The sequence below is a fragment of the Arthrobacter sp. 001422645 genome, from assembly GCF_059816125.1.
In genome coordinates, this window is sequence record NZ_JCBANT010000016.1 from 39,150 (window position 1) to 65,202 (window position 26,053).

A 26,053-nucleotide genomic window follows, 5' to 3' on the forward strand; every position below is an offset into this window, starting at 1 on the left:
CGAGCATGCGCCACCCACCCACTCATCATATGTTGCCGCCCCGAGGAAACCTGTCTCATCGGGTGCCGGGGCGGCAGATCATGGATAAGCTTCCATCAGGGCGGTAGCCGCCCTTGGCTAATCCGGTATCCCTACGTGACGCACGCCCCTGTGACGGTCGCCACAATAGTTTGTGTTTGCCCGTTCACGTCTTAGACACTGTGACCAATTACAGATACACCCGCGATGATGCAGGAGAAGTATGTTTTCGAAGATTCTGGTGGCCAACCGCGGCGAAATCGCGATCCGTGCCTTCCGCGCCGGCTACGAACTTGGCGCCAAGACCGTGGCAGTCTTCCCGCATGAGGACCGCAACTCCATCCATCGTCAGAAAGCCGACGAGGCATATCTGATCGGTGACGAGGGCCATCCTGTCCGGGCCTACCTCGACGTCGACGAAGTGGTGCGGGTGGCCAAGGAAGCCGGGGCCGACGCCATTTACCCCGGCTACGGTTTCCTCTCCGAGAACCCGCGCCTGGCCCGGTCCGCCGCCGCGGCCGGCATCACCTTCGTGGGCCCGCCCGCCGAGGTCCTGGAACTCGCCGGCAACAAGGTCGCAGCCCTTGAGGCGGCCCGCAAGGCCGGCGTGCCCGTCCTGAGATCCAGCCAGCCCTCGAAGGACCTCGACGAGCTGATCGCCGCCGCCGACGAGATCGGTTTCCCCATTTTCGCCAAGGCCGTCGCCGGCGGCGGTGGGCGCGGCATGCGCCGCGTCGACACCCGCGAGGCGCTGCCCGAAGCCCTGCAGGCCGCCATGCGCGAAGCCGACGCGGCCTTCGGCGACCCCACCATGTTCCTGGAGCAGGCTGTCCTGCGGCCCCGCCACATCGAGGTCCAAATCCTGGCCGACGCGGAGGGCAACGTGATGCACCTCTTCGAACGCGACTGCTCCATCCAGCGCCGCCACCAGAAGGTCATCGAGATCGCCCCGGCGCCGAACCTCGACGAAGGCATTCGGCAGGCGCTGTACCGCGACGCCGTGAAGTTCGCCAAGGCACTGAACTACGTCAACGCCGGCACCGTGGAATTCCTCGTCGACACCGTGGGCGAGCGGGCGGGCCAGCACGTCTTCATCGAGATGAATCCGCGCATCCAGGTCGAGCACACTGTCACAGAGGAAGTCACCGACGTCGACCTTGTCCAGGCCCAGCTGAGAATCGCCTCCGGGGAAACCCTCGCGGACCTGGGCCTCTCCCAGGAGACAGTCCAGCTCAAGGGCGCCGCCTTGCAGTGCCGCATCACGACGGAGGACCCGGCCAACGGCTTCCGGCCCGACGTCGGCAAGATCACCGGCTACCGTTCGGCCGGCGGCGCCGGCGTCCGGCTCGACGGCGGCACCGTCTACTCCGGCGCCGAGATCAGCCCGCATTTCGACTCGATGCTGGTTAAGCTGACCTGCCGCGGCCGCGAATACCCGGCCGCCGTGGCCCGGGCCCGGCGTGCCCTCGCCGAGTTCCGCATCCGGGGCGTCTCCACCAACATCTCCTTCCTGCAGGCCGTCCTGGACGACGCCGACTTCATCGCCGGCAACGTGGCCACCTCATTCATCGACGAACGCCCCGAGCTGCTCAAGGCACGGGTGTCGGCGGACCGCGGCACCAAGCTGCTGACGTGGCTCGCCGAGGTCACTGTGAACAAACCCAACGGCGACCTCACGGTCCACAGCGATCCCGCCGCCAAGCTCCCGGCCCTGGACGAGTCCGTGGCCCTGCCGGGCTCCCGCCAGCGGCTGCTGGAGCTGGGACCGGAAGGCTTCGCGGCCGCACTGCGCGCCCAGGAAGCCGTCGCCGTCACCGACACGACGTTCCGCGACGCGCACCAGTCCCTGCTGGCCACCCGCGTCCGCACCCGCGACCTCGTGGCCGCAGGCCCGGCCGTCTCCAAGCTCCTCCCGGAGCTGCTCTCCGTCGAGGCCTGGGGCGGTGCCACGTACGACGTCGCCCTCCGCTTCCTCGGCGAGGATCCCTGGGACAGGCTCGCCGCACTGCGCAAGGCCCTGCCGAACGTCTGTCTGCAGATGCTCCTGCGCGGCCGCAACACGGTCGGCTACACCCCGTACCCGGAAGAAGTCACGGTTGCCTTCGTCAACGAGGCCGCCGCCACCGGCATCGACATCTTCCGCATCTTCGATGCGCTCAACGACGTCAACCAGATGGCCCCGGCCATCCGCGCCGTCCGCGAGACCGGCACGGCCGTCGCCGAAGTGGCACTGTGCTACACCGCGGACATGCTGGACCCGAACGAGACGCTCTACACTCTGGACTACTACCTGGAGCTGGCCCAGAAGATCGTCGACGCCGGCGCGCACATCCTGGCGATCAAGGACATGGCCGGCCTGCTGCGTCCCGCCGCCGCTGCCCGTCTGGTATCGGCACTGCGCGAACGTTTCAGCCTCCCGGTGCACCTGCACACGCACGACACCGCGGGCGGGCAGCTGGCAACACTTCTGGCAGCCGTCGACGCCGGCGTGGACGCCGTGGACGTGGCTTCCGCCTCGCTGGCCGGCACCACCAGCCAGCCCTCCGCCTCCGCCCTGGTCGCCGCACTGGCCCACACGCCCCGCGACACCGGCCTGAGCCTGGCGAGCGTGTGTGCCCTGGAACCGTACTGGGAAGCCGTACGCCGGGTCTACGCACCCTTCGAGTCCGGCCTCCCGGGACCCACCGGACGCGTCTACCAGCACGAAATCCCCGGCGGCCAGCTCTCCAACCTGCGCCAGCAGGCGATGGCGCTGGGGCTCGGCGAACGGTTCGAGGCGATCGAGGACATGTACACCGCGGCGGACCGCATCCTGGGCCGGCTGGTAAAGGTCACCCCGTCCTCCAAGGTCGTCGGCGACCTCGCACTGCACCTCGTGGGCCTCAACGCCGATCCCGCGGACTTCAACGAGAACCCCCAGAAATATGACATCCCGGATTCCGTGATCGGGTTCCTGTCCGGAGAACTGGGCGATCCTCCGGGTGGCTGGCCCGAGCCGTTCCGCACCAAGGCCCTGCAGGGTCGCACGGTGAAGGTCCGCGACGTGGAGCTCAGCGCCGAGGACAGCGCCGCGCTCAAGTCCGATTCCAAGACCGTGCAGCAGACCCTCAACCGGCTGCTCTTCGCGGGACCCACGAAGGACTACCAGAAGAGCGTGGAGACCTACGGCAACCTCTCGGTCCTGGATACCCGCGACTACCTCTTCGGGCTGCAGCGCGGCGCCGAGCACGAGATCGAGCTGGAGAAGGGCGTCAACCTGATCGCCTCGCTCGAGGCGGTGTCCGAGCCGGACGAGAAGGGCATGCGCACGGTCATGTGCACGCTGAACGGGCAGTCCCGTCCGGTGGTGGTCCGCGACCGCTCCGTGGTCAGCAACGTCAAGGCCGCTGAACGCGCCGACACCTCCCAGCCGGGCCAGGTGGCCGCACCGTTCGCAGGGGCCGTCACCCTGACCGTCAAGGCCGGGGAAACCGTCAAGGCAGGCGACACCGTGGCCACGATCGAGGCCATGAAGATGGAGGCGTCCATTACGACGCCGGTCGCCGGCACGGTCTCGCGCCTCGCCGTCGGTGCGATCGAGCAGGTCCAGGGCGGGGACCTGCTGCTGGTCGTCGAATAGCGGCAGCGAACAACCTCGAGCCGGACACAAAAAGGGACCCTCCGCCACTGCGGAGGGTCCCTTTGCTGAAGTGCTTAGAGCTGGGTGGGACGCGGGGCGCCGTACATCTCCTCGATGACGTTCTCGAAGTCCTTCATCACCTGGGCGCGCTTGACCTTCATCGACGGCGTCAGGTGGCCGGAGGCCTCCGTGAAGTCGGCCGGCACAATCCGGAACGACTTGATCGCCTCCGCCTGGGACACCGACTGGTTGGCGCCGTTGATGAGCTCCTGCACCGCGGCCTTGACCACGGGGTTGTCGGTGGCTTCGGCAATGGTGGTCGAGGCGGGCAGCCCATGGCGGTGCAGCCAGCCGGGCAGGGCCTCCTCGTCGAGGGTGACCAGGGCGCCGATGAAGGGTCGGTTGTCACCCACCACGAGCACCTGGGAAACCAGCGCGTCGGCACGGATCTGGTCCTCCAGGAGGGCCGGCACCACGTTCTTGCCGCCGGCCGTGACGATGATTTCCTTCTTGCGGCCCGTGATGGTCAGGAAGCCCTGCTCATCGAGCTGGCCGATGTCGCCGGTGCGGAACCAGCCGTCGTCGAAGGATTCGGCGGAGAGGTCCTCGCGGTTGAAGTAGCCGCGCATGACGCAGACGCCCTTGGCGAGGATCTCGCCGTCGTCGGCGATCTTCACGGCGTTGCCGGGAATCGGGGCGCCGACGGTGCCGATCTTGATGAGCTCAGGGGTGTTCACGGTGACGGGGGCCGTGGTCTCGGTCAGTCCGTAGCCCTCCAGGATCTGCATGCCGATGCCCTGGAAGAAGTGTCCCAGCCGCTCGCCCAGCGGGCCGCCGCCGGAGACGGCGTGGGCTACCTCGCCGCCCATGGCGGCGCGGAGCTTGCCGTAGACGAGTTTGTCGAAGAGGGTGTGCTTGAGCTTGAGGCCCAAACCGACCTTCCCGGCCTGCCGGGCGCGGGAGAACTCGATCGCGGTGTCCGCGGCGCGGTGGAAGATGGCGCCCTTGCCGCCGTCCTCGGCCTTGGTCAGCGCCGAGTTGTAGACCTTCTCGAAGACCCGCGGCACCGCGAGGATAAAGGTCGGCTTGTAGCTCTGCAGGTCCGGCAGGAGGTTCTTGATGTCGGGCGTGTGTGCCACCGTGACACCGGCGGCCACGGCGAGCACCGAAATGAACCTTGCGAACACGTGGGCGAGCGGCAGGAACATGATGGTCCGGGCCTGCTCGTGCACGATCTTGTTCAGCGAGGTCGCCAGCGCGTTTTCCGAGAGTTCAACAAAGTTGCCGTGGGTCAGCTCGCAGCCCTTCGGCCGGCCGGTGGTGCCCGAGGTGTAGATGATCGTCGCGAGGTCCGTGAGCGAAGCCAGGCTGCGCCGGGCCTCCAGTTCCTCGTCGCTGACGGACGCACCGGCGGCGCGGACCTCGTCGAGGCCCTTGCCTTCGAGCTGCCAGACGTGGGCCAGTGCGGTGAGCCCTTCCGAGGTGGCGGCCTGCCGGATGATGTTTTCGTGGTGGGCTGACTCGCCGAAGGCGGCGACGGCGCCGGAATCGCCCAGGTTCCAGGCAACCTGCGAGGGGGAGGACGTCTCGTAGATCGGCACCGAGACGGCGCCGGCGAACCAGATCGCGAAGTCGATAAGCGCCCATTCGTACCGCGTGCGGGACATGATGCCAACCCTGTCGCCGGCCCCAACGCCGCTGGCCATCAGGCCCTTGGCGAGCAGTGAAACATCGGCCAGGAAATCGGTGGCCCGGACGTCCTGCCACTGTCCGGCCTCGTCCAGGCGGGAGAACAGGGCCGGGTTGGAGGCCTTGGCCGCCTGACGCAGGACCAGGTCCGTGACGTTCGACTCCGGGGGGACGGTGACCAGGGCCGGGACACTGATTTCTCGCACGTTAGCTCCTTTGATATCCATGGACCCGCAAGGGGTACGACTAACACTAGTATGTGGGCCAAAGCATGTGCGTTCCACCACAGTTACTGGCGAGTAACCTTACGGTTTGGTAAAGCCGCGGCTGCCGGGCGGGGGCCCGGACCATGACCGGGGGAGCGGCGGCCGCCCGGTGGAGCGCCGCCAGGCCGCCCGATGGTGCGGCCTCCGCCCGGGTGCCCGGGCAAAGCGGCCCCCGCACTGGCGCTCGGGCGAATAGGATGGGGAACCATGCACACACCAACACCTGGACAGCAGCCCGGTCCGTATCGCAGGACCTCCGCCTGGCGGCGCCGGACGCTTGCCGGAGCGGCTGCGGGACAGGCCGGCCAGGGATTCCGGGAGCATCTGCGGCTGGGCCGGAAGGGCCTCGCCATCGGCGTGGACATCGGCGGCACCAAGGTGGCGGCCGGCGTCGTGGACGCGGAGGGCAGGATCCTCGCCCAGGCCAAGCGGTCCACCCCGGGCAATGATCCCCGGGCGGTGGAGCAGGTCATTGTTGAGCTGGTTGAGGAATTGGGCCAGGGCCACCGGATCTGGTCGGTCGGGATCGGCGCGGCCGGCTGGATGGACCTCGACGGCGGCACCGTGCTGTTCAGCCCCCATCTGGCGTGGCGCAACGAACCCCTCCGGGACAACCTGCAGCGGCTGCTCCGCCGGCCTGTACTGCTGACCAACGACGCCGATGCGGCCGGCTGGGCCGAGTGGCGCTTCGGCGCCGGGCAGGGCCAGAACCGCCTGGTCTGCATCACTCTCGGTACCGGAATCGGAGGAGCCATGGTGATGGACGGCCGGCTGGAACGCGGGCGCTTCGGCGTCGCCGGGGAGTTCGGCCACCAGATCATCATGCCCGGCGGCCATCGCTGCGAGTGCGGTAACCGCGGCTGCTGGGAGCAGTATGCGTCCGGCAATGCGCTTGGTCGGGAAGCCCGGGAGCTTGCCGCCGCCAACTCCCCGGTGGCGCAGGAACTGCTCAAAGCGGTGGACGGCCACGCGGAGCGCATCACCGGTGTGATTGTCACCGAACTGGCTAAGGCGGGGGACGCCACGTCCCGGGAGTTGCTCGAAGACGTCGGGGAGTGGCTCGGTCTGGGGCTCGCCAACCTGGCTGCCGCACTTGATCCGGGCAAGTTCGTGATCGGCGGCGGACTCTGCGACGCCGGAGAACTGCTGGTCGGTCCGGCCCGGAAGGCTTTCGCCCGGAACCTGACCGGCCGCGGCTTCCGGCCGGCGGCGGACATCGACCTGGCGGCCCTCGGCCCGAATGCCGGCCTGATTGGTGCTGCGGACCTGTCCCGGGTCAGCAGCCGCATGCACAGCTAGCAGGGCTAGAGGCGGGCGCCGTCGTCGTGCTCGTCCTTCTCGCCCGGCAGCTTCATGATCAGGAAGACCACCGACGCCGCAAAGGCGGCCACCATGCCGAGGATGGCCACCAACGGGGCCGAGCGCCAGAACATCGCCGACATCACGAGCGCCACGGGACCGCCCACCGCGCCCAGCCAGGCCAGCACGGTCATGGGGTCGGCGCCGGCGAGGCTGGGCGGCTCCTCCGGCACGAACTCGCCCGTGAAGGGGTCGCCATCATCGGCTGCATAGTCCCGCGGCCCCGAAGGGGCCCCGGAAGCATCCGCGGCTGGTGTGCCTGCTGGTGTGCCTGCTGGTGAACCTCCGGCGGACTGGCTTTGCGCGAGCCGCTCCTCGGCGGAGAGTTCGATCGGGGCGCCGGCGGACAGGCCCAGCGGGTCGAAGTCGCTGAAGGGCCGGCGGGCGAAGCCCTCAGTGCCCGGGCCCTCACTGGCGGGGCCGTCGAGGGACGTGACGTCCCGGTCCACGCCGTCCGTCACAGGAGCTCCCGGACGCTCCACCTCGTCCCCGCTGTCCTTGGCTCCCGGTACGTCCGGGGCGCCGGGGTCCGCTGCTTGGTCCCTCCCTTCCAGCCTCGCGACCAGGTCGAGCCAGACGGCGTCGTCCTGGCCGGCGCGGGAATCCGATGAATCGGGGTCAGGAGAGTTGGAGTCCGGTCTACTCATCTGCCGTGTCCTTCTGGCTAGCGTGGGCAGCGTCCGGGGCGCCTCCCGCGACCAGCGACCGGATAAATTCGGCCGAGCCACGGAAGATTTCGGGCGCATCGTTGTCCATCGTAGCCACGTGGTAGCTGTTTTCCAGCCGGATCACCTCCAGCGGGGCGTGGGTCAGGCCGCGGCGCAGGGCCAGCATGCTCGATTCGGAGACCACATGGTCCACCGTGGAACGGTACACCCGCACGGGAGCGGTGATCCGGGGGAGCAGCCGCACCGTGTCTTTGAACATCCTGTTCAGCTGGTACGCCGCGGCGACCGGCGTCCGGGAGTAGGCACCCTCGTCGATGCCCTCTTTCAAGATGTCGTTGGCGATCGCGGGGGTGCTCTTCAGTACGAATCTCAGGATGCCCGCCAGCGGTGCCCGGGGATCGTCAATGACAAGGCCGGGGTTGACCAGTACCGCCCCGGCGACCGGACGCGTCGCAGCGATCCGCAGCGCCAGCGCCCCGCCCATGGACAGGCCGGCCACGACTACCTGGTCACACTCCTGGGCCAGCTCGACGTACGCGGCATCCAGTGCGCCATGCCAATCCTGCCAGTGCGTCCGGGCCAGCTCGTGCCAGCTGGTGCCATGCCCGGGAAGCAACGGCGTCCGCACTGCGTAGCCGGCGTCCGCCAGCGACCTGGACCAGTCCCTGACGCCGTGCGGGCTGCCGGTAAAGCCATGAGACACCACGACGCCGGTGCGGGTGCCGGTTCCGGTGAAAGGGCTGCTGAACGGGGTGTGGTCCAAGGGGATGGTCATGGGGTCTCCGGGGCTCGGGCGGCGGACTGGACAGCTGACGCCGGGGACTGCGGCGCGGCGGTTGCGTGGTGGAGGAAGAACTCAACGGACTGCTGGAAGATCGTGGGGGCGTCGACGTCGAGCGTTGCCACGTGGCCGCTGTCCGGCAGGCCCACGATCTCAAGCTCCCGCGATCCCAGCCGCTTCCGCAGCAGTTCCGTCGACGACGGCGGAACCACCGCGTCCGTCGCGGACTTGAAGACGAGGGCCGGAGCGGCGACCGCGGGCAGGTCGCGCAGCGTCGCCTTGAACAGCCTGCTCAGCTGGTGGACAGCCTCCAGCGGCGTGAGCGAGTAGTCACCGTCCTCGGTGGTGACGGGCGTCGGGTTCGGTTCCTGGACGGGAACCGTGGTGCGCTGGACGTGCTTGAGGAGGCCGATGTAACGCACCCGGCGGTCGTAGAAGCTCAGCCCCGGGTTGACCACGGCGACCCCGGTGACGTTGTGGCGGGCGGCCACGCGCAGGGCAATGGTCCCGCCCATCGAAAGGCCTGCCACATAGCAGTGCCGGGTTTTGGCGGCGAGGTCCAAGTAGGAGTGCTCGAAGGCCCGGTACCAGTCCTGCCACGTGTGCCGGGCGAGGTCGCGCCAGTCCGTGCCGTGTCCGGGCAGCAGCGGGACAGATACGGCAAAGCCCTGCCTTGCCAGATGTTCGGCCCAGGGGAGGACACTGAGGGGGCTGCCGGTGAAGCCGTGGCAGATGGCCACGCCGATGCCCGCGTTGCCGCCGTGGCCGGGATAACTGAACGCTGCGGGCGCCAGGGGAGTGCTGCTTCCGGTCATGTGCCCATCGTGTCACTGTTCCGGACAAAACTCACTAGAGTAGGGTGTCATTGAAGTCCGGGCCGGGTCCGACGCGGGGCCTGCCAGACGCCTTCCGGAGGGGTACACCACGTGTTTTATTGGTTCATGAAGACGTTCGTTCTCGGGCCGGTGCTGAAGACGCTTTTCAGGCCGTGGGTCAAGGGCCTGGACAACGTTCCCGCCGAGGGTGCCGCCATCCTGGCCTCCAACCACCTCTCCTTCTCGGACTCCATTTTTATGCCCCTGATGGTGCCCCGGCCCGTTGTGTTCCTCGCGAAATCGGAGTACTTCACCGGCAAGGGGATCAAGGGCAGGCTGACGGCCACGTTCTTCCGGCTCACCAACCAGCTGCCGATGGACCGTTCCGGCGGGGCCGCGTCCGCCCTCTCGCTCAATGCCGGCATGGACGTACTGAAGAACGGCTCGCTCCTGGGCATCTACCCCGAGGGAACCCGCAGCCCGGACTCCCGGCTGTACCGGGGCAAAGTGGGAGTGGCACGGCTGGCGCTGCAGGCCCGCGTCCCCGTCATACCCGTCGCCATGATCGGCACGGACAAGGTCCAGCCGATCGGCAAGCGGATGCCCAACATCCGGCGGATCGGGATGATCTTCGGCGAGCCGTTGGACTTCAGCCGGTACTACGGCATGGAGGATGACCGGCTGATCCAGCGCTCCGTGACCGACGAGATCATGTACGAGCTGATGCGGCTCTCCGGCCAGGAATACGTCGACGAGTACGCCGCAGTCGTCAAGCTCCGGCTCGCCGGGAAGGCCACGGAGGTCCCGGAGGAGGGGCCGGCCGGCGCCGGCCCGGCCGCACCCGGAAGCGTATGACCCCAGCGTGTGACGGGACCGGCGCTATCAATGACGGTCGGGGGCCGACGAACGCCACGGAGGCTACTATCCTTAGAAGGTGACTGAGCTATCTGCGCCTTCGGCCTCCCCCCTGAACAGTTCCCTGAGCGGCTCCGCCCTGACCGGCTCCGCCCTGACCGGCTCCGCGCTGACCAGCACCGCCCAGAGCGGAGCGGCAAACTACCCCGGCCTGGATCACTGGCGGGAACTGCCGGCCTCGCAGCAGCCCAGCTGGTCCGACGCGGCCGTTTTTGAAGCCTCCGTCAAGGAACTTTCCGTCCTCCCGCCACTTGTCTTCGCGGGCGAAGTGGACATCCTGCGCGAACGGCTCGCCGCGGCTGCCCAGGGGAAGGCCTTCCTGCTCCAGGGCGGCGACTGCGCGGAAACCTTCGAGGCCGCCACTGCGGACAAGATCAGCGCCCGCGTCCGCACCATCCTGCAGATGGCGGTGGTCCTCACCTACGGCGCCGCGATGCCCGTCATCAAGATGGGCCGTATGGCCGGACAATTCGCCAAGCCGCGTTCCTCCAACGATGAGACCCGCGAGGGCGTCACGTTGCCGGCCTACCGCGGCGACATCGTCAACGGCTACGACTTCACGCCGGAATCCCGCGCCCACGACGCCGGCCGGATGCTCAAGGCGTACCACACCTCGGCCTCCACTCTGAACCTGATCCGCGCGTTCACGCAGGGCGGCTTCGCGGACCTGCGGCTCGTGCACCAGTGGAACAAGGGCTTCACCGAGAACCCCGCCCACGCGCGCTACGAGTCCCTGGCCCGGGACATCGACCGCGCCATCAAATTCATGGCTTCCTGCGGCGCGGACTTCGAGGCCCTCAAGCGCGTGGAGTTCTACGCCAGCCACGAAGCGCTGCTGCTGGACTACGAGCGCGCCCTGACCCGCATCGACTCCCGCACCGGCTTCCCGTACGACACATCCGCGCATTTCCTCTGGATCGGTGAGCGCACGCGCGAACTGGACCACGCGCATGTCGACTTCCTCTCCCGTGTGCGCAACCCGATCGGTGTGAAGCTGGGGCCGGGAACCTCCGGCGACGACGCGCTGCGCCTGATCGACAAACTTGATCCGGACCGCGAACCCGGCCGCCTGACCTTCATCACCCGGATGGGCGCCGGTAACATCCGTGAGAAGCTGCCCCCGATTGTGGAGCGGGTCACGGCATCCGGCGCCCAGGTCCTGTGGGTCACCGACCCCATGCACGGCAACACCGTCACCTCGCCGAACGGCTACAAGACCCGGAACTTCGACGACGTTATTGACGAGGTGCGCGGCTTCTTCGAGGTCCACCACGCGCTCGGCACCGTTCCCGGCGGCCTGCACGTCGAAATGACCGGCGATGACGTGGCCGAGTGCCTTGGCGGCGCGGACCCGGTGGACCAGGAGTCCTTCCTGGACCGCTACGAATCGGTCTGCGATCCCCGCCTGAACCACATGCAGTCCCTGGAGATGGCCTTCCTGGTGGCCGGAGCCCTGTCCAAGCGCTAAAACCCCGTAGCATCAGAAAGCTCCGCCCCGGCTGGATTCAGCCGGGGCGGAGCTCGTTTAAACCGGGATGGCTGTCAGACCACGGTCAGGGTGACCACGGAGCCCTCCGGAACCTCTTCATCCACCGGATCCTGATCCCGAACGGTGCCAAAGAACCCGCCGAGAATGTCATTCACCTGCACGTCGAAGCCCAGCTCCCTGAGGGCTGCCTCCGCCTCGTCGGCCTGCTTGCCGATGAAGCTGGGGACTTTAACGAGCCGGGGGCCCTTGGAGATGGTGAGCGTCACGGATCCGCCCTTGGCCAGGTTTCCGGACGCCGGATCCTGCGCCACGACGGCGCCCTCGGGCACCTTCCGGTCGTTGACGGCAACGGGTGCGACGACAGCTTTCAGCCCGGCGGCTTCGATGGCCTTGACCGCGTCTGCCTGGTCCTGGCCGCGAACGTCCGGCACCGGAATCGGCTGCGGTCCCTTGGACACGGTCAGGTCGACGGGGGTGCCGTGCCGGACGGGATTGCCGCTGCGCGGCGCCTGCGCCAGGACCGTACCGGCGGGTTCGGATTCATCAAAAGTTTCGGAGATCTTCCCCAGGGCCATGCCCGCGCCGTTGAGGGCGGTCTTGGCCTCGTCCAGGGACTTTCCGGTCAGCTGCGGCAGGGGGAACAGCTGGGGCCCCTTGGACACGGAGAGGGATACCGGCAGGAACTTCCGGATCACCTCGCCGGCCGCGGGTTCCGTGCCCACCACCAGTCCCGGCTTGACGTCGTCGTCGTAGACGTCCTTCGTGGTGGACTGGAACCCGGCGGCGCGGAGCAGCTGCTGGGCCTCGGCCACGGTTTTGTTTGAGAGTTGCGGGACGGTGCCGGGGGAGCCCGGTCCCATCCCGAAGAACCAGCCGGCACCGCCGGCCAACAGCGCCGCGACCACCAGCACCAGAATCCAGAGCAGGCCGCGGCGCCGGGGGTTTCCCTCGCGCAGGCTCCGCACCGGAGTGGCGGCGGCGCGCTGGCGTGCCTTTTCTTCATCACGGTCGTGCTTGCGCTGCGCCCGTTTGCTGGCCGGGACCGCGGAGTCCGGTCCGTCGTCGGAGTTGCCGGGGTACTCAACTTCGTCCGGTGCGGACAGCGGGCCGTAGCCGTGCCCCCGGGGGGCGGCGGACATCACGGTGGTCGGGTTGTTGCCGCGGGCGATGAACTCCGTGGGCTGCTGCCGGCCGCCGATCACTTCGGTGGCGCCGTCGCCGGCAAGCGGGTCCGGGGCGCCGCCGCCGGGGCGCCGGACGGGCGGGCTGGGCGCCGGCGGTACGGGCGGCAGGGACGGGTGCGCTGCCGGGGGCTGCAGGTCGAGCTCGGCGTCGCTCAGGTTCCGCCGGATGTGCCGGAGTTCGGAGAGCAGGGCGTTTCCGTTGACGGGGCGCTTGTCCGGGTCGTTGGCGGTGCACCACTGCACCAGCTCGTCGAGTTCGCCGGCGAGTCCCGGAACCAGCTCCGAAGGGGCCCCCACGGACGAGTTGACGTGCTGGTACGCGACCTGGATGGGGACCTCGCCGTCGAACGGCTGCCGGCCGGTGATCATCTCGTAGAGCATGATCCCGACCGAATAGATATCGCTGCGGGCGTCGGCCTGCCTGCCCAGCACGAGCTCCGGGGAGAGGTACGCCACGGTGCCGATGAGGGCTCCGGTGCTGGTCGACGTCGAAATGGCGCGGGCCAGCCCGAAGTCGCCGAGTTTGATCCTCCCGTCGTCGGCAATCAGCACGTTTTCGGGTTTGATGTCCCGGTGGATGAGGCCGGCCTCGTGGGCCGCCCCCAGCCCTTCAACGACGGGGTCGATCAGGGCCAGGGCCAGGCGCGGAGGCAGTGCGCCCCTGTCTTTGAGGACGTCACGCAGGGTGTGGCCCTTGATGTATTCCATCACCAGGTAGGCCACCCGGTCGTCCTCGCCCTGGTCAAGAACTCCCACGACGTGCGGGTGTGAGAGCCGGGCGGCGGTCTTGGCTTCGCGGCCCAGCCGGTCAAGGAACTGCGGGTCACCGGCCATGTGGGGGTGCAGCACCTTCAGCGCCACATCACGCTCCAGCCGGCGGTCGGTGGCCACGTAGACGGTGGACATCCCGCCGCTGGCGAGCCTGGACTGAATCAGGTACCGGCCATCCACGAGGGTGCCAACTAGAGGGTCCGACGAGTATTCCTGCACTATACGATCCTAATCGCTGCACGGAAACGGGCCCGAATTAACATGCGATCCGGGCCCGTATCGTTATCCGCCGGGAGTGGCCTGGGCGGCTGGTCGCGCGGCCGGCCGGGGCCGCCGCGGACTCCTAGCTGAAGTTTTTCCGGTGTGCCTTGATGGACGCCACGTAGCTCTTCGTGTCGTCGTACATGCCGTACTTGCTGACCGAATACTGGCCCTGGTAGTAACCCGCAATTGCGGTGTCAAGGTCCTTGCTGGTGCGGACCAGTTGGCGGATGATGGCGACGCCGGCCGTGGCGTTGTCATAGGGGTCCAGCAGGTTCAGCTTGCGGCCCACGAGGTCCGAGGCCCACTGGCCCGAGGACGGGATGACCTGCATGGTGCCGATCGCGTTGGCGGGGGAGACCGAGCGGTGGTCGAAGCTGGACTCCTGGAAGGCGAAGGCCAGTGCCAGCGAAGGGTCAACCCCCATGCGCCGGGCGGTGTCCGCCACGATCGTCTTCATCTGTTCGCGGCTGGGCACCGGTGAGGCGTTCAGCAGGGCCTTGTTCTGGTTGGCCGAGTTGACGACGGCGGCCGGGTAGCTGAAACCGAGGAAGGTGCTGGGGACGAGCGGCGTCACCGTGGCGGCCGGCGGGGTGGAGGCCGGGGCAATGGACGCGCCGGCAAGCGCGAGCTTCTGGCCGGGGTAGATGATGCTGCTCATCGTCAGGCGGTTGGCCGAGAGAATGGCGGAGAGCTTGACGCCGTGCCGGGCGGCGATACCGGACAGTGTGTCGCCGGACTTGATGGTGTAGGAACCCGCCGGGGCAGCGGCGGTGGGGGCCGCAGGAGCAGCCGGGGCCGACGGGGCAGGCTTGGTAGGGGCAGGCGTGGACGGAGACGGAGACGGGGCCGCGGCGCCGCCGATCTTGATCTTCTGGCCGGGGTGGATGATCGAGCCCATGTTGAGCCCGTTCCAGCTGAAGACCTGGGAGAGCTTGACACCGTGGCGGGCGGCGATCGCGCCGAGGGTGTCACCGGATTTTACGGTGTAGACGGTTCCCCCGGCGGCAGCCGCCGGTTTTGGCGCGGCAGGCGCCGCCTTGGCGGGAGTTGCCGCCGGCCCGCTGAGTTTGATCTTCTGCCCGGGGTAGATGATCGAGTTGGCCTTTAGCCCGTTCGACCGCAGGACCACGGCGGTGTCCAGGCCGAACTTGCCGGCAATGGCGCTGACCGTGTCGCCGCGGGCGACAGTGTACGTCCCCGGCACGGCAACCTTGGCGGGCCGGAAGGCGGACGGAACGGTGGCCGGGACGGAATTCGCCGGGATGAAAGCGGACGCCAGCGACTTGGCGGTCAGTCCCTGGGCCTGGGCCTGGATGGCCGCGGCCAGTGTGGCCGGGATGGCGCGGGCGCGCGATTCGGCTGCGGCCGGCTGTGCGATCGCCAAAGAAGAAAGGACGACGGCGGGAAGTGCCGCCGTCGTGGCCGCAATCATCGGCAGGCTGGGCCCCGGGTTGGGCTTTGGCGAACGTGACGTCATGGGGAAGATCCTCTTCTCAGCGGCGGACGCTGCGGGTCTGGCCTGGCTTACTCGTGAAATCGCTGTTACTGATGTTACTAGTGTGACTTAAGTTGTCACTGTTACAAATGTGATCCATGTGAATCTCTCACGAATTGGCAAATAGCACAAGAAATGCTTGGCATTCCGAAAAGGCAGCCACGGGGAGTTCCGGCCGGGGGCTTCGAGCCAGGCGCGGAAGAACCGCTCGGAGTGCTGTCCTTGAATACCCGGACGCCGACTAGGCGCGGAGCCCGCCGGCATGGCAATCTTGATCCGTGAGTAATGTAGAAAGCCTTGTGGGCGAATGGCTGCCCCTGCCCGACGTGGCACAGCTCCTGAACGTTTCCATTACGAAAGTCCACGCGCTACTTGACGAGCGTGCGCTGGCTGCATTGAGGGTTGGTGAACGCCGGATCCGTTCCGTTCCCGCGGAATTCATTCAGGACGGGCATGCCGTCGAGAGCCTCAAGGGAACAATTGTGGTCCTCGCGGATGCAGGCTATTCCGACGAGGAACTCATTCTCTGGTTGTTTACTCCGGATGAGTCGCTGCGGGGCCGGCCGATCGATGCCCTGCGTGAGGGGCGCAAGACGGAAATCCGGCGCCGGGCTCAGTCCCTGGCTTGGTAGGCCACTGAATATCCCTGAACTGAAACTCAAGGCAGGCCCTGCACCTCGGACATGAGGGGCAGGGCCTGCCTTGTTGTGGAGGCGGTTAAGCCAAGTCCAGCGGGGTCCCTAGGGCCGGGTCAGGCCGTGCGGCTGACCGTGGCCTCGGCCAGCTTTCGGAGCGCCGTTTTGGGAAGTTCATCCAGCTCCAGGAGTTCCAGTTCGGAGAACGCCGCCCGTCCGAATTCCTCGATCAGTACCTCCGTGGCCTGCAGTGCACCGCAGTCCATGATGATGCGGCGGATTTCGTCCACGTCGGTGTCCTGGAGTTCGGGGCTGCCAAGCTTCGCGTCGATGTACGCGGACTCGGCCTGGCTGGCAAGGTCCAAGGCAAAGGCGATCAGTACCGTCCGCTTGCCCTCGCGGAGGTCGTCTCCGGCCGGCTTCCCGGTGGTGACAGGATCGCCGAAGACGCCCAGGACGTCGTCGCGGAGCTGGAAGGCCTCGCCGAGCGGGAGGGCGAAGGCCGAATAGCCCCGCAGCAGCTCGTCGCTGGCTCCGGCCAGCGCGCCGCCCAGAGCCAGCGGATGCTCGGTGGAGTACTTGGCCGATTTGAAGCGGATGATGGACTGGGCCCGGCTGACGGCACCGGCACGGTCCCGTTTTGGCCCGGCGACTTCCTCGAGGATGTCGAGGTACTGGCCTGCCATGACTTCGGCCCGCATCAGGTTGAAGATCAGCCGTGCCCGGCTTCCGGACGCCGCACTCTGCCCGATTTCGGTAAACGACTCCTCGCTGAAGGACAGGCACAGGTCGCCGGTCAGGATGGCGGCCGCGTGGCCGAACCGTTCGCTGTCCAGCGCCCAGCCCTGGGTCTCGTGCAGTTCGCTGAAGCGCCGGTGCACGCTGGGGCCGCCCCGGCGCGTGTCGGAGCGGTCGATGATGTCGTCATGGATGAGGGCCGCTGCCTGGAAGAGTTCCAGCGCCGAACCTGCCGTCACCACTTCGCCGGCTCCGGCCACACCGCCTGCGCCGCGCCAGCCCCAGTAGCACATGAGTGCCCGCAGGCGTTTTCCGCCGGTGACCAGGTTCGAAATGGAACCCATCAGCGGATCAATGTCGGTAGAGATCGACGACATCACAGCCTGGCGCGCGGTCAGGAAATCGGTGAGCTTTCCGGCGACGGCGGCGACATACGCGGCCTGCTCAAGCCGCAATTGCTCCGCGAGGGTCACTTGACGGACTCGGCGGCGACATTTGCGCCGATGGTGAAGGTGGAAACCCCGGCTGAGGCCACCACGGCGATGTTGACCGTGTCATTGTCACCGCGGAGGAAGTCCTTGGACGGTACGGCCCCGACAGTCTCCCCGGGAACGGCCTTGAAGCCCTGGGCCTGGAGTTCCTTCGTATAGAACGCCATCACTTCAGCCGGCGGCGCTGAGATGCTGCCGACGAGTGCCACGGTTGCAGGCACCGTGGTCTTGTCAAAGCTGCTGGAGACGATCTTCGCTTCCGGCATCACCGGAAGGAGCTTCTTCGGGAACCCGGGGACCATGGCACCGACGGTGGCTGACGTGCCGGGCTCGGCGAAGGGGCTGGCCGGCGCTGTGGAGGAGGGCTGGGCCGCGGACGGCTCGGCCGAGGCCGACGTGGGACCCGCGGAAGGGGTCCCCTGGGTGGCGGGCGTGCATGCGGCCAGGGCCATCAGCGTACCCGCCGCCAATATGGCTGCCGCGGCACGTTTGCGCTGTCCAAATACCTTCACAGGGGCTTTCCTCCTGGTGTTGACGCCGGATTCAGCCTCCAGTTTAGTCAGTCCCGGGGCATAGGATTGAAGTTGTGGTGCCGGAGAAGGATAAACAGCAGCGGGAGCAGTCTCCCCAGGGTGCAGCCAGACGGCTCAGCGAAGCGCAACTGCGCGAGTTCCGGCGCAGCAGCATCATGCACGTGGACATGGATGCGTTCTTTGTCTCCGTGGAACTGCGCAGCCGGCCGGCGCTCGTTGGAAGGCCCGTTATTGTCGGCTACCCCGCTGACCGTTCGGTGGTGCTGTCCGCCTCGTATGAGGCCCGCAGGTTCGGTGTCAAGTCGGCCATGCCAATGGCGGTCGCCATGCGGATGTGTCCGGCGGCTGTGGTCATCGAGCCCCGGCACAAGCTGTACTACGAGGTCTCCGGCCAGATCATGGATATTTTCGGGTCGATTACCGAGCTCGTGGAACCGCTGAGCGTGGACGAGGCTTTCCTCGACGTTGGGGGAGCGATCCGGCGGCTGGGTCCGCCCCGGGAGATCGGCGAACTCATCCGCACCCGGGTCCGCAGCGAACTCGGCATCACCGCGTCCGTGGGAATAGCCGCCAGCAAGTTCGTGGCAAAGATCGCGTCCACCCGCTGCAAGCCGAACGGACTGCTGCTCATTGGCCCGGAGGAGACGGTCCCGTACCTCCACAGCCTTCCGGTCAGCGCACTCTGGGGTGTGGGAGCCAAAACCGTCGAGGTGCTCTCCAGGATGGGCATCCGGACCGTCGCGGACGTCGCGGCGTCCCCGCTGCCGTCCCTGCGGAAAGTGCTGGGTGCTTCAGGGGAGCACGTCCACCGCCTGTCGTGGGGGATCGACTCCCGTCCGGTAACCCCCGTCCGGCTCGAGAAGAGCATCGGGGCCGAAGAGACCTTCGCGGTGGACACCGCCGACGAGGCACAACTGCACCGGGAACTGCTGCGGCTCTCGCACCGGACGGCGGAGCGGCTCCGCAGTGCCGGCATGCACGCCCGCACCGTTGCCCTCAAATTGCGCTACGCGGACTTCTCCACCATCACCCGCAGCCGCACAGTCAGCACGCCGATCGACAGCGCCCAATTGCTCTACGCCGTCGCCATCCAGTTGCTGGAATCAGTCGGTGACCGGCCCATGACGGTGCGGCTCGTGGGGATACGCGCCGAACAGCTCGAGGAAGCCGCCCACGCACCCTTGCAGCTGAGTCTGGACCGCAGGGACGACAACTGGCGCGCCGCCGAGCAGGTCCTGGACCAGGTGACCCGCAAATTCGGCACAAAATCGGTGCTCCCGGCCCGGCTCCTGGACCCCGGGAACAATCCGGGCTGATATTGGCCGCCAGACGCCCGCTTCATGATGTCAACAGGACGTTCGGCATCTTTCAGAACAGGGCGCAACAAACTATCCTTATTTATACGTAGGTTTGGAACGACTGGATCGAGCGTTCGGACTAATGCAGGACCAGTTGAACTCCCCGTCAGGGGCCGTGGAAAATCCCGTTCGACCAACGGCGGCGAAAGGGAACCACGCGGGAATCCCACACGTTGTGGGTTTAGGGACACTGGCCGCGTCAGTCTGGACGTTGGCCGACTTAAGGAGGTCGTGATGCCGCTCTCGGAGCACGAACAGAAGTTGCTGGAGCAACTTGAGAAGCAGCTGCATGAGGACGATCCCAAGTTCGCCAGCTCGATGGGCTCGGACGCGGGACGTTCATGGTCAACCCGCCATTTGGTGATCGGCGTCCTTGCCACCTTGGCCGGCGTCGTACTCCTGCTCTTCGGCGTGACGATCCAGAACATTTTCGTCGGAGTCCTGGGCTTCGTCGTGATGGGCGCGGGTGTGTATTACGCCACCATGCGCGGCTCGGCCGCCGGCAAGGCGAAGGCCGCAGGTACGGCCCGGAAGTCCGGAAAACCCCGGAGTTCGTTCATGAGCAGTCTTGAGGACCGCTGGGACGAGAGGCACCGCGGGGAATCCTGACCGTTTCCGGGGCTGCCGCCCGTCCAGTCGCCGGCCTCCGCTTTCCACCTCCATTCCGCGCCCTCCATTCCGCACCACCGGAACATCACAGGTGGCACAAAAGACCCGCTGCGGCGGGTCTTTTGCCGTTAATCGGGCCATTCCGGCCCGGACCGGGGACGCGGGAGTGCCCCGGGGGCCTTCGCGGCCTTCCGTGACACTCCCGCGCGCGGCCGGGCGCCCCGGCCCTCCACAATCCCTCCACTGCGCACCACCAGGCCTGGATCCTTGCCATTGCAGGGAACCGCTGAGCGGTTTCTCCCACAAATTGACGCAGAATCGTTCGGCGTGTCGTTGACTGTGGAGGGATGTGGAGTAATGTGGAGGACGTAAGAGGGTAGTGGCAGCACAGGGGACGTTGGGCTTCCTACGAACAGACAGGCGGTGGGCCGTGTTTCTCGGCACACATTCGCCGCGTCTGGACGAAAAAGGTCGAATCATCCTTCCCGCGAAGTTCCGTGAGGAGCTTGCCGGCGGGCTGGTTCTCACAAGGGGCCAGGAACGTTGCATCTACGTCTTCAGTGAGGCGGAATTCGGCCGGGTTCACGAGCAAATGCGGGAGGCTCCAATCTCCAACAAGCAGGCTCGCGACTACATCCGGGTTTTCCTCTCTGGAGCCTCCGACGAGGTACCTGACAAGCAGGGGCGCGTGACGATTCCGCCGGCGCTCCGGGAGTACGCAGGACTCGGCCGGGAACTCGCCGTTATCGGTGCAGGAACCCGGGCTGAGATCTGGGACGCCCAAGCCTGGAACGAATACCTCGCCGAAAAGGAAACGGCCTTCTCGGAGACCGACGATGCCATACCGGGGATTCTCTGAAGCCCCACAGGAACCACGCAGCACCGCACGATTCTTGACCGAGATCTCCAGCCGCCCATCCCGCGGATCTTCCTGGCTCACTTCCCCGGAGCCAGGCGGACGCAGGATAGGCGCGGATGGGGATCTGGATCAAGAAGCGGCGGACACCGACCGCACTCCCAGACGCAGCCGAACCACGAAAGGACGCAGGCATGACGGACCCTGACCAGGCGAAGCCTACGTCCGAACGGCATGTGCCGGTCCTCAAGGACCGGTGCATCAATTTGTTGGCACCCGGGTTCGAGGCGGCCCGCAGCCGTGGGGAGACTCCCGTGGTCATCGACGCCACCTTGGGCATGGGCGGCCACTCCGAGGCCATGCTCCAGCGCTTCCCGGACCTGCACCTGATTGGCATCGACCGCGACGAGGAAGCCCTGGCGCTGGCGGGGGAGAGGCTGAAACCCTTCGCCAGCCGGATTGACCTCGTGCACGCCGTGTACGACGAGATCCCCGAGGTCCTGGCTGATCTCGGTTTCGCGGAGGTCCACGGGGTCCTGATGGACCTCGGCGTCTCCTCACTCCAGCTGGACGAGCGGGAACGCGGCTTCGCGTATTCCTTCGACGCCCCGCTGGACATGCGCATGGACACGAGCCGCGGCCAAACGGCCGCCGACGTCGTCAACAACTACTCCGAAGAGGACCTGGTCCGGATCATCCGGAAATGGGGCGAAGAGAAGTTCGCCGGCCGCATCGCCAACCGGATCGTCGCCGCCCGGGCCGAGAAGCCATTCGCCACCACGGGGGAGCTGGTCGAACAGATCCGCGGCGTTGTCCCCGCCGGCGCCGCAAAATCCGGCGGGCACCCCGCCAAACGCACCTTCCAGGCGCTCCGCATTGAGGTCAACGAGGAACTCGACGTCCTGGAACGCGCCGTTCCGGCAGCCATCGACGCGATCGCCGTCGGCGGCCGCGTCGTGGTCATGTCCTACCACTCGCTGGAAGACAAGATCGTCAAGGGCTTCTTCCAGGCGGGCTCAAAATCCTCCGCGCCCCTCGGGTTCCCCGTAGAGCTCGAAGAGCACAAAGCAGAACTGAAAACCCTGACGAAGGGCACCGAGGTGCCCACCGCCGCCGAAATCGCCGAGAACCCGCGCGCCGCGTCCGCCAGGCTCCGCGCCGTGGAACGCATCAAAGCCAGGAGGGCCGCATGAGCACCGCAGCTGTCAGCAGATTCCCCGTTGCCACAGGCGCGACGGCCCGCGCCCTTCCCGGGCCCACCCCTGGCACCGGCCCGTCCCGGAAGGCGCGGACTCCGCTTTCGCTGGTCCGTTCCGCTCCGCGGAAACGCCGGGCCCCGTTCGTTGTGCTCTGCTTCGGCCTCCTCGCGGTGGCCCTGATGGCCGTGCTGGTCCTGAACATCTCCGTCTCCACCGCCCAGTACCAGCTGGTACAGCTCCGGGGCGAGCAGTCCACCCTGACGAAGCAGAACCAGGACCTCACCCAGCAGGTGCAGAACTTTGGCGCCCCGCAGAACCTGGCGGCCAAAGCCGCCGAACTGGGTATGGTCACCTCCACCGCCAAAGGCCAGATTGACCTCTCCACGCTGACCGTTACGGGCAAGGCCAAGCCCGCGGTCAAGGGAGACGCCGCCGGAGCCGTCATCGCCGCGCCGGCCGTCGCCGGGCAGCTCAGTGTCGTTCCGCCGGCCACCGTCAACGAGCCGCTCGCGAACCGCAAACCCGCCGAGGCAGATTCAAACTCTGCACCCGCCGCCGCCGCGCCCGCCGCCGCTAAGCCCAAGCCGGCCGCGCCCAAACCTGCCGCCCCGGCCGTCGAACTCCACGGTGGCACCGTTCCCGCCCCCGCACAGAAGGTGCCGGGACAGTAAGCAGGACGGACCACCAGCCAAGGCAAGCAGCAAGGAAACATCGTGGCGCAGAACACCGGCAAGGCACGCAAGGCGAAAGCGCCGAGCGCGACCCGGCGGCTGCGGTTGGGCCTCGGCGTTATGCTGACGCTCCTGCTCGTCGTCGGCGGGAAGCTCTTTCTCGTCCAGGGCCTCGACGTCGGGGGCATGGCCGAGGCCGCCCTCCAGAACAGGCTCACACCGGTTGAACTTCCGGCTGAGCGCGGCAGCATCCTGGACGCCAACGGCACGGTCCTGGCCAGCAGCGTCATTCGCTACAACGTCGTCGTGGACCAGCGGGTCAACACCAAAACCGAAACGTTCCGCCGGTTTGACGAAAGAACAGAGGAACTCGTCCAGGTTTCCCGTGACCAGGGCATCTCCGACCTGGCCGCGCTGCTGGGTATGGACGCGTCCGCGCTCAAGGACGCCCTGACCGGCGCGAAGCCCTACTACATCGTGGCCAAAGACGTGAAGCCTGACATCGAGGACCGCATCTCCAAACTGCAGATCCCGGGCATCGTCACGGTGGGCACCAGCAAGCGGGTGTACCCCAACGGCTCGGTGGCCGGCGGGATCGTCGGCTTCCTGCAGGACGGGACCACCGGCCAGGCCGGCCTCGAGCAGACCCAGGACGAAATCCTCAAGGGCACCCCCGGAAAACGGCTCTTCGAAATCGGCGCCGACGGACTCCGTATCCCGGTCGGCGTGGACCAGCTCACGCCAGCCGTGAACGGCAAGGACATCAAGCTCACCCTGAACTCGGACCTGCAGTACTTCGCCCAGCAGGCCATCCAGAGCCAGCGGGACAAACTCAGCGCCGAGTGGGGGGTCGTGATTGTCCAGGACATCAAGACCGGCGACATCATCGCCATGGCGGACACCAACTCCCCGGACCCCAACGATCCGGGCAAAGTCGACGCGCAGGACCGCGGCGTCCGTGCCGTGACCGCCGCCTATGAGCCCGGCTCGGTGGAGAAAATGATCACGGCCGCAGCCCTGATCGAGGAGGGCAAGTCGAGCCCGCTGGACACGTTCACCATCCCGCCGTCGTACACCGTGGACGGGCAGACATTCAACGACGCCTTCTCCCACGGCACCGAGGACCGGACCCTGGCCGGCATCCTGGGCTGGTCGATGAACACCGGTACGGTGATGGCCGGCCAGCGGCTCAGCAAGGAGCAACGCTATAACTGGCTGAAGAAGTTCGGCATCGGGGAGGCGCCGGACATCGGCCTGCCCGCCGAGGCCAAGGGCATCCTGACGCCGCACGATCAATGGGACGGCCGCCAGGAGTACACCGTACTGTTCGGCCAGGGCGTCTCGCAGTCCACGCTCCAGACGGTCCGGGCTTTTCAAAGCGTCGCCAACGACGGCGTAATGCTCCAGCCGCGGCTGATCGACAGCTACATCACCCCCGACGGCGTCGAGGAGAAGGTGCCCGCGCAGGCGCCCCGGCAAATCGTGTCCGCGGCCACTGCCAAGCAGGTGCGGGACATCCTCGAGAGCGCCGTCACGGAGGGCCAGATCAAGGAAGCAGGGCTGGACGGCTACCGGGTCGGGGCGAAGACCGGCACCTCGCAATCGCCCTGCGACGACGGGACGGCCGGGTTCTGCGGCTTCACGGCGTCGATGGTGGGGATGGCGCCGATGGACGATCCGCGGTTTATTGTTGAAGTGGTCCTGCAACGGCCCAAAGGCGATATCTACGGAATCTCGAACGGGCCGGTCTTCCGGTCCGTGATGAGCCAGGCGCTGCGGACGTACAACGTCCCGCCGTCCAAAGGCCAGCCCGTCAGGCTGCCGCAGTACGCCAAGTAGCACCCGCGCGAGAACCAGCACCAGCCCGTCCACGAACCTGTTCCGGGAAAATGAGCCTGCGGGCCGGAGTACTCCTCCATGCGCAGCGCCAGATCCACCAGCACCACCAACGGAGATGCACGTGTCAGATCAGAATGCCCCCGGCGCTTCCGCCGCGCCGTCCGGCCCCGGGTCCACCCCGGGGTTCCGGCCAACTGCGGTTGCCGCAGTGCAGCTGGCATCCATCGGCGAGGCGATCGGCGTCGTGGTCCCAGGGGCTTCCGGCTCCGTCCCGGTTACCGGGATTTCCCTGAACTCCCGCGCCGTGCAGCCCGGCGACCTCTACGTCGCCCTGCCCGGCGCGAGCCGGCACGGGGCCGATTTCGTCTCCCAGGCGGTGGAGGCCGGTGCGGCCGCCGTGCTGACGGACGACGCCGGCGCACGCCTGCTGGCGTTCTCACACGACATCGCCGTCCCGGTGCTGCTGGCCGAGGAGCCCCGCAGCCTCGTGGGCGGCCTGTCGGCCCTGATCTACCGGAGCCGGCCGGAGGACGCCCCGGCACCGGCCCTCTACGGTGTGACAGGCACCAACGGGAAAACCACCACCACGTACTTCATCAACGCCCTCCTGCAGGCCCTCGGGCAGAAGACGGGACTGATCGGCACCATCGAGATCCTGGCCGGCGGTGCGCCGATTCCGAGCCTCCTCACCACGCCCGAGTCCACCGATGTCCATGCCCTGCTGGCCCTCATGCGCGAACGCGGCCTTGACGCGGCCTCGATGGAGGTCTCCTCGCACGCGATCTCCTTCCGGCGCGTGGACGGTGTCGTGTTCGACGTCGCCGGCTTCACCAACCTGACGCAGGACCACCTCGACCTGCACGGCAGCATGGATGAGTACTTCCAGACCAAAGCGCAGCTCTTCACACCCGGGCGGGCCAGCAAGGCAGTGGTGACCGTGGACGACGACTGGGGCGCCCAGCTGGCCGGTGCCGCAGCCATCCCGGTCACCACGCTGTCCACACACGCGGCCGCGGGAGCGTTGGTGGCGACGGGGGAGCCGGCAGCAGCGGACTGGACCGTCAGCCGGCAGGCCCCGCACGGACTCGGCACCGACTTCACCCTCCGCCACCGCGACGGCACGGAACTGCGGGTCCACACCGGGCTGCCCGGGAGCTTCAACGTGGCCAACGCCGCGCTGGCAACGGTGATGGTGCTCGCGGGCGGCCACGACGCGGCCGCCGTCCAGGCGGCCCTCGACGCCGCCGACCCCTTCACGGTCGCCGTCCCGGGCCGCATGCAACTCGTCTCCACCGCCCCCGCCGCGGTGGTGGATTTCGCCCACAACCCGGATGCCCTGGCCCGGGCACTTGACGCTGTCCGGTCCCCGGAACCTGGGTCCCGCGTGATCGTCGTCTTTGGTGCCACCGGCCAACGCGACCAGGGCAAGCGTCCCGCCATGGGTGCCATCGCCGCCCGCCGCGCGGACACCGTGATCATCAGCGACGACGACCCGCACGACGAGGACGCCGCGGCGATCCGCGCCGACGTCATGGCGGGCGCGGTCGAAGCGAAGGAACGTGAGGGCCTGGACTGCAGCATCATCGAAGTTTTCCCCCGCGATGCCGCCATCCGGAAAGCCGTGGAACTCGCGGGCCCGGCGGACACCATCCTTGTCGCGGGACGCGGCCACGAAGTGTGGCAGGAGGTCAAGGGCGTCAACCTCGCCCTTGACGACAGGGTGGAGCTCCGCTCCGCCTTGACAGCTCGGGGATTCACCGTTCTCGAAGACCAGCGGATAGAGTCCTAAAC

Annotated in this window: 20 protein-coding genes; 12 read left to right on the top strand and 8 right to left on the bottom strand. The window is 67.5% G+C overall.

Going from position 1 to position 26,053, the window contains the following annotated elements:
• Positions 1-241 precede the first annotated feature (241 nt).
• Positions 242-3,637 carry a pyruvate carboxylase gene (locus tag AC6EUH_RS15345; protein WP_499739187.1) on the top strand — a complete coding sequence of 1,132 codons (3,396 nt, stop codon included), beginning with the start codon at positions 242-244 and terminating at the stop codon, positions 3,635-3,637.
• A 74-nt stretch (positions 3,638-3,711) separates the two neighbouring features.
• On the opposite strand, the gene AC6EUH_RS15350 is transcribed toward AC6EUH_RS15345, so the two are convergent.
• Positions 3,712-5,532, bottom strand: a complete 1,821-nt coding sequence (locus AC6EUH_RS15350; RefSeq protein WP_499739188.1) for an AMP-dependent synthetase/ligase — start codon at positions 5,530-5,532, stop codon at positions 3,712-3,714.
• 267 nt (positions 5,533-5,799) lie between these two features.
• Here AC6EUH_RS15350 and AC6EUH_RS15355 point away from each other — a divergent pair, with 267 nt between their 5' ends.
• The gene (locus AC6EUH_RS15355; protein WP_056431166.1) at positions 5,800-6,891 is read left to right on the top strand and encodes an ROK family glucokinase; all 1,092 of its coding nucleotides are present in this window, start codon (positions 5,800-5,802) and stop codon (positions 6,889-6,891) included.
• Positions 6,892-6,896: 5 nt separating this feature from the next.
• Here the strand turns inward: AC6EUH_RS15355 and AC6EUH_RS15360 are convergent, their stop codons facing one another.
• The 3 genes from AC6EUH_RS15360 to AC6EUH_RS15370 are packed head-to-tail and all read right to left on the bottom strand — an operon-like array spanning position 6,897 to position 9,215.
• Entirely contained in the window at positions 6,897-7,598 is a 702-nt protein-coding gene (locus AC6EUH_RS15360) for a hypothetical protein (RefSeq protein ID WP_499739189.1), read from the bottom strand.
• Positions 7,591-8,394: an alpha/beta hydrolase gene (locus AC6EUH_RS15365; protein WP_056431172.1), complete on the bottom strand. Its 804-nt coding sequence runs from the start codon at positions 8,392-8,394 to the stop codon at positions 7,591-7,593. Before AC6EUH_RS15365 ends, AC6EUH_RS15360 begins: the two co-directional genes overlap by 8 nt.
• Entirely contained in the window at positions 8,391-9,215 is an 825-nt protein-coding gene (locus AC6EUH_RS15370) for an alpha/beta hydrolase (protein ID WP_499739190.1), read from the bottom strand. Before AC6EUH_RS15370 ends, AC6EUH_RS15365 begins: the two co-directional genes overlap by 4 nt.
• 111 nt (positions 9,216-9,326) lie before the next feature.
• Here AC6EUH_RS15370 and AC6EUH_RS15375 point away from each other — a divergent pair, with 111 nt between their 5' ends.
• Together AC6EUH_RS15375 and AC6EUH_RS15380 are read left to right on the top strand one after the other, a co-directional pair.
• The gene (locus tag AC6EUH_RS15375; protein ID WP_056431178.1) at positions 9,327-10,070 is read left to right on the top strand and encodes a lysophospholipid acyltransferase family protein; all 744 of its coding nucleotides are present in this window, start codon (positions 9,327-9,329) and stop codon (positions 10,068-10,070) included.
• 154 nt (positions 10,071-10,224) lie between these two features.
• Entirely contained in the window at positions 10,225-11,598 is a 1,374-nt protein-coding gene (locus AC6EUH_RS15380) for a class II 3-deoxy-7-phosphoheptulonate synthase (protein ID WP_499739219.1), read from the top strand.
• 74 nt (positions 11,599-11,672) lie between these two features.
• On the opposite strand, the gene AC6EUH_RS15385 is transcribed toward AC6EUH_RS15380, so the two are convergent.
• Entirely contained in the window at positions 11,673-13,796 is a 2,124-nt protein-coding gene (locus AC6EUH_RS15385) for a Stk1 family PASTA domain-containing Ser/Thr kinase (RefSeq protein WP_499739220.1), read from the bottom strand.
• A gap of 121 nt (positions 13,797-13,917) precedes the next feature.
• Entirely contained in the window at positions 13,918-15,315 is a 1,398-nt protein-coding gene (locus AC6EUH_RS15390) for a lytic transglycosylase (protein ID WP_499739191.1), read from the bottom strand.
• A gap of 296 nt (positions 15,316-15,611) precedes the next feature.
• On the opposite strand from AC6EUH_RS15390, the gene AC6EUH_RS15395 reads away from it, so the two are divergent.
• A complete protein-coding gene (locus AC6EUH_RS15395) occupies positions 15,612-15,965 on the top strand; it encodes an Rv2175c family DNA-binding protein (protein WP_056431183.1) in 354 nt (117 codons plus the stop codon).
• A gap of 119 nt (positions 15,966-16,084) precedes the next feature.
• On the opposite strand, the gene AC6EUH_RS15400 is transcribed toward AC6EUH_RS15395, so the two are convergent.
• Together AC6EUH_RS15400 and AC6EUH_RS15405 are read right to left on the bottom strand one after the other, a co-directional pair.
• Positions 16,085-17,179: a polyprenyl synthetase family protein gene (locus AC6EUH_RS15400; protein ID WP_056431186.1), complete on the bottom strand. Its 1,095-nt coding sequence runs from the start codon at positions 17,177-17,179 to the stop codon at positions 16,085-16,087.
• Positions 17,176-17,709, bottom strand: a complete 534-nt coding sequence (locus AC6EUH_RS15405) for a hypothetical protein (RefSeq protein WP_056431187.1) — start codon at positions 17,707-17,709, stop codon at positions 17,176-17,178. The genes AC6EUH_RS15400 and AC6EUH_RS15405 overlap by 4 nt, the downstream gene beginning before the upstream one ends.
• Before the next feature lie 176 nt (positions 17,710-17,885).
• Between AC6EUH_RS15405 and dinB the strand changes: the two genes are divergently transcribed.
• From dinB to AC6EUH_RS15440, 7 genes are all read left to right on the top strand, one after another.
• Positions 17,886-19,046 carry a DNA polymerase IV gene (gene dinB / locus AC6EUH_RS15410; RefSeq protein WP_499739221.1) on the top strand — a complete coding sequence of 387 codons (1,161 nt, stop codon included), beginning with the start codon at positions 17,886-17,888 and terminating at the stop codon, positions 19,044-19,046.
• A 276-nt stretch (positions 19,047-19,322) separates the two neighbouring features.
• Positions 19,323-19,697, top strand: a complete 375-nt coding sequence (locus AC6EUH_RS15415) for an SCO2097 family morphological protein (protein WP_056431190.1) — start codon at positions 19,323-19,325, stop codon at positions 19,695-19,697.
• Between the two features lie 430 nt (positions 19,698-20,127).
• On the top strand, positions 20,128-20,556 hold the full coding sequence (gene mraZ / locus AC6EUH_RS15420; protein ID WP_056431195.1) for a division/cell wall cluster transcriptional repressor MraZ: 429 nt from the start codon (positions 20,128-20,130) through the stop codon (positions 20,554-20,556).
• Between the two features lie 191 nt (positions 20,557-20,747).
• Complete coding sequence (gene rsmH / locus AC6EUH_RS15425; RefSeq protein WP_056432170.1) at positions 20,748-21,746, top strand: 16S rRNA (cytosine(1402)-N(4))-methyltransferase RsmH; 999 nt, start codon at positions 20,748-20,750, stop codon at positions 21,744-21,746.
• Complete coding sequence (gene ftsL / locus AC6EUH_RS15430) at positions 21,743-22,423, top strand: cell division protein FtsL (protein WP_056431198.1); 681 nt, start codon at positions 21,743-21,745, stop codon at positions 22,421-22,423. Before rsmH ends, ftsL begins: the two co-directional genes overlap by 4 nt.
• Before the next feature lie 42 nt (positions 22,424-22,465).
• Positions 22,466-24,262 (top strand): peptidoglycan D,D-transpeptidase FtsI family protein, encoded by a 1,797-nt coding sequence (locus tag AC6EUH_RS15435; RefSeq protein WP_056431200.1) that lies wholly within the window; start codon positions 22,466-22,468, stop codon positions 24,260-24,262.
• A gap of 115 nt (positions 24,263-24,377) precedes the next feature.
• Positions 24,378-26,051 carry a UDP-N-acetylmuramoyl-L-alanyl-D-glutamate--2,6-diaminopimelate ligase gene (locus tag AC6EUH_RS15440; RefSeq protein ID WP_056431203.1) on the top strand — a complete coding sequence of 558 codons (1,674 nt, stop codon included), beginning with the start codon at positions 24,378-24,380 and terminating at the stop codon, positions 26,049-26,051.
• Positions 26,052-26,053: the final 2 nt, after the last annotated feature.

Coding starts and splice junctions, on each gene's coding strand:
- AC6EUH_RS15440 (WP_056431203.1), top strand. CDS start 24,378: ATGCACGTGTCAGATCAGAATGCCCCCGGCGCTTCCGCCGCGCCGTCC.
- AC6EUH_RS15415 (WP_056431190.1), top strand. CDS start 19,323: ATGCCGCTCTCGGAGCACGAACAGAAGTTGCTGGAGCAACTTGAGAAG.
- AC6EUH_RS15365 (WP_056431172.1), bottom strand. CDS start 8,394: ATGACCATCCCCTTGGACCACACCCCGTTCAGCAGCCCTTTCACCGGA.
- AC6EUH_RS15355 (WP_056431166.1), top strand. CDS start 5,800: ATGCACACACCAACACCTGGACAGCAGCCCGGTCCGTATCGCAGGACC.
- ftsL (WP_056431198.1), top strand. CDS start 21,743: ATGAGCACCGCAGCTGTCAGCAGATTCCCCGTTGCCACAGGCGCGACG.
- AC6EUH_RS15345 (WP_499739187.1), top strand. CDS start 242: ATGTTTTCGAAGATTCTGGTGGCCAACCGCGGCGAAATCGCGATCCGT.
- AC6EUH_RS15370 (WP_499739190.1), bottom strand. CDS start 9,215: ATGACCGGAAGCAGCACTCCCCTGGCGCCCGCAGCGTTCAGTTATCCC.
- rsmH (WP_056432170.1), top strand. CDS start 20,748: ATGACGGACCCTGACCAGGCGAAGCCTACGTCCGAACGGCATGTGCCG.
- AC6EUH_RS15390 (WP_499739191.1), bottom strand. CDS start 15,315: ATGACGTCACGTTCGCCAAAGCCCAACCCGGGGCCCAGCCTGCCGATG.
- dinB (WP_499739221.1), top strand. CDS start 17,886: ATGCACGTGGACATGGATGCGTTCTTTGTCTCCGTGGAACTGCGCAGC.
- AC6EUH_RS15360 (WP_499739189.1), bottom strand. CDS start 7,598: ATGAGTAGACCGGACTCCAACTCTCCTGACCCCGATTCATCGGATTCC.